Origin of the sequence: uncultured Rhodoblastus sp. (assembly GCF_903903185.1) — a bacterium.
In the GTDB taxonomy this organism is placed as follows: domain Bacteria; phylum Pseudomonadota; class Alphaproteobacteria; order Rhizobiales; family Beijerinckiaceae; genus Rhodoblastus.
Genome location: NZ_CAIUXT010000257.1, coordinates 1 through 3224 on the forward strand (window position 1 = coordinate 1; position 3224 = coordinate 3224).

Below are 3224 nucleotides of genomic sequence, written 5' to 3' on the forward strand. Positions count from 1 at the left end.
ACGTGATGGACGCGCTCGGCTCGTCGATCCGCATCGATACGCGCGGCCGCGAGGTGATCCGCATTCTGCCGCGCCTCAACGAGGCGGTGAACGAGGAATGGATTTCCGACAAGACCCGCCAGATCGTCGACGGCCTTAAGAACCAGCGCCTCGACCGGCCCTTCTTGCGGGTAGACGGCAAGCTGCGCCCGGCTTCGTGGGCGCAGGCTTTCGCTGCCATCGCCGACAGGATCAAGGCGATTGCGCCCGAAAGGATCGGGTTCATCGGCGGCGACCTGTCGTCGGTCGAGGAGCTTTTCGCCGCCAAATTGCTGGCTGAATCGCTCGGCGTCAAGAATCTCGACGCGCGTCAGGACGGGGCCAAGCTCGATCCGGCGCAGGGCCGCGCCTCCTATCTGTTCAACGCCACGGTCGAGGGGATCGACAGCGCCGACGCGCTGCTGATCGTCGGCTCCAATCCGCGCCGGGAATCGCCGGTGTTGAACGCCCGCATCCGCCGCCGCTGGCGCGCCGGCCATTTCCCGATCGGTCTGATCGGCGAACAGGCCGATCTGACCTATCCCTACGATTATCTCGGCGCGGGTCCCGATACTCTGGCGCGGGTCGCGCAAGGGGAAGGTTTCGGCGACCTGCTGGCGAAAGCCGAGCGTCCGCTGATTCTGGTCGGGCAGGGCGCGCTCGCCCGCGAGGACGGCGCCGCCATTCTCGCGCTCGCCGCAAGACTTGGCGCGCCCCGGAAAAATGAGCAGACCGGCGACTGGACCGGCTTGTCGGTGCTGCACACGGCGGCTTCGCGCGTCGGCGCGCTCGATCTGGGCTTCGTCCCGGCGCAAGGCGGGCTCGACGCCGGCCAGATGGCCAAGGCCGGCGCGCTCGACCTTGTCTTTCTGGTCGGCGCCGACGAGATTGTCGTCGAGCCGGGGGCCTTTGCCGTCTATATCGGCTCGCATGGCGATCGCGGCGCCCATCGCGCCGACGTGATCCTGCCCGGCGCGGCCTATACCGAAAAATCCGGGACATACGTCAATACCGAGGGGCGGGTCCAACTCGCCGACCGCGCCGCCTTCCCGCCGGGCGACGCGCGCGAGGACTGGGCGATTTTCCGCGCGCTTTCGGGGGCGCTTGGCAAGCCGCTGCCTTTCGATTCGCTCGCCGCGCTGCGTGAAAAACTCTACGCGGCCTACCCGCATTTCGCCCGGCTCGACACGGTCGAGGCGGCCGACGCGTCGGGGCTGGCTTCGCTCGCCGCTGGCGAACTCGGGCCGGGGGCGCTGGCCTCGGCGATCGTCGATTTCTACCTGACCAATCCGATCGCCCGCGCCTCGCAGGTCATGGCCGAATGTTCGGCGGCGGCCAGGGGCCGCGCGCACGCTCTAGCGGCGGAATGAGGAGAACAAGCCGATGGAACTCCTGATCACCGTCCTGCTGATCGCAATCAAAAGCCTGGCGGTTCTCAGCGTCGGGCTGGTGCTCGTCGCCTATTACATTCTCGCCGACCGGAAAATCTGGGCGGCGGTGCAGTTGCGGCGCGGACCCAATGTGGTCGGACCCTGGGGCCTGTTGCAGTCCTTCGCCGACATGTTCAAGTTCCTGTTCAAGGAGCCGATCATTCCCGATGGCGCCAACAAGGGCGTGTTTTTGCTGGCGCCGCTGGTGACGGCGACCCTGTCGCTCGCCGCCTGGGCGGTGATCCCGTTCAGCGACGGCTGGGCGGTGGCCAATCTTAATGTCGGCGTGCTCTATATTTTCGCCATTTCATCGCTCAGCGTTTACGGCATCATCATGGGCGGCTGGGCGTCGAATTCGAAATATCCGTTTCTCGCGGCCCTGCGCTCGGCGGCGCAGATGGTGTCCTACGAAGTCTCGATCGGCTTCGTCATCATCACCGTGCTGCTCTGCGCCGGCTCGCTGAACCTCAACGACATCGTCAAGGCGCAGGACACCAGATGGGGCATGCTCGGCTGGTACTGGCTGCCCCTGTTCCCGATGTTCGTGATTTTCTTCATCTCGGCGCTGGCCGAGACCAATCGGCCGCCCTTCGATCTGGTCGAGGCGGAATCGGAACTGGTCGCCGGATTCATGGTCGAATATTCGGCCAGCCAGTACCTGTTGTTCATGCTCGGCGAATATGTCGCCATCGTCACCATGTGCGCGCTGTTGACCGTGCTGTTCTTCGGCGGCTGGCTGCCTCCGGTAAATGTCGCGCCCTTCACCTGGGTGCCGGGCGTGATCTGGTTCCTGCTCAAGCTGAGCTTCTTCTTTTTCCTGTTCGCCATGGTCAAGGCATTCGTGCCGCGCTATCGCTACGACCAGTTGATGCGGCTGGGCTGGAAGGTGTTTCTGCCGATTTCGCTGGTTGCGGTGGTGATCGTGGCGGGCGTGTTGGAATTCATTCTCAAGGTCGGCGCCGGGGCGCAATGAGGGCGAAGCCATGCAGATCGTAACCGCCGCCAAGGCGCTGTTCCTCAAGGAATTCGTCGGGGCCTTTTTTCTTTCCTTTCGCTATCTGCTCAAGCCGAAGGCGACGCTGAACTATCCGCACGAAAAGAACCCGCAATCGCCGCGCTTTCGCGGCGAACATGCGCTGCGCCGCTATCCCAATGGCGAGGAGCGCTGCATCGCCTGCAAGCTCTGCGAGGCGATCTGCCCGGCGCAGGCCATCACCATCGAGGCGGCGCCGCGCGGCAATGACGGCACCCGCCGCACCACGCGCTACGATATCGACATGACCAAATGCATCTACTGCGGCTACTGCCAGGAGGCCTGCCCGGTGGACGCGATCGTCGAGGGGCCGAATTCCGAATTCGCCGTCGAGACGCGCGAGGAATTGTTCTTCGACAAGCAGCGCCTGCTCGACAATGGCGCGATCTGGGAGCGCGAAATCGCTCGCAACATCGCCGCCGACTCGCCCTACCGCTAGGAAATATCCCCGCGTCCCGAAAAAGGACGCAGGGCGCACGCCAGAACCGATTTTACCACGAGGCCGGCTCTCGATCGATCGCAAGCCGGCGAATGAAGCGAACAAGGCCCTGAAAACGGGCGTACGGGTGGACCATGACGTTAGCCACGGCCTTCTTCTATCTGTTCTCGATCCTGACGATCGGCTCCGCCGTCATGGTCATTTCGGCGCGCAACCCGGTGCATTCGGTGCTGATCCTGATTCTCGCCTTCGTGAACGCGGCGGGACTGTTCCTGCTCGCCGGAGCGGACTTCCTGGCGATGAG

General features: G+C 64.4%; 4 protein-coding genes. All 4 read left to right on the forward strand.

Annotation, left to right across the window (positions count from 1 at the left end; genetic code table 11):
- The coding region (locus tag QZY01_RS23815; RefSeq protein ID WP_294542247.1) for a molybdopterin-dependent oxidoreductase at positions 1–1388 on the forward strand (1388 nt) is incomplete at its 5' end.
- A 13-nt stretch (positions 1389–1401) separates the two neighbouring features.
- Positions 1402–2421 (forward strand): NADH-quinone oxidoreductase subunit NuoH, encoded by a 1020-nt coding sequence (gene nuoH, locus QZY01_RS23820; protein WP_294542249.1) that lies wholly within the window; start codon positions 1402–1404, stop codon positions 2419–2421.
- A 10-nt stretch (positions 2422–2431) separates the two neighbouring features.
- Positions 2432–2920, forward strand: a complete 489-nt coding sequence (nuoI, locus tag QZY01_RS23825; RefSeq protein ID WP_294542251.1) for an NADH-quinone oxidoreductase subunit NuoI — start codon at positions 2432–2434, stop codon at positions 2918–2920.
- 134 nt (positions 2921–3054) lie between these two features.
- The coding region (locus tag QZY01_RS23830) for an NADH-quinone oxidoreductase subunit J (RefSeq protein WP_294542253.1) at positions 3055–3224 on the forward strand (170 nt) is incomplete at its 3' end.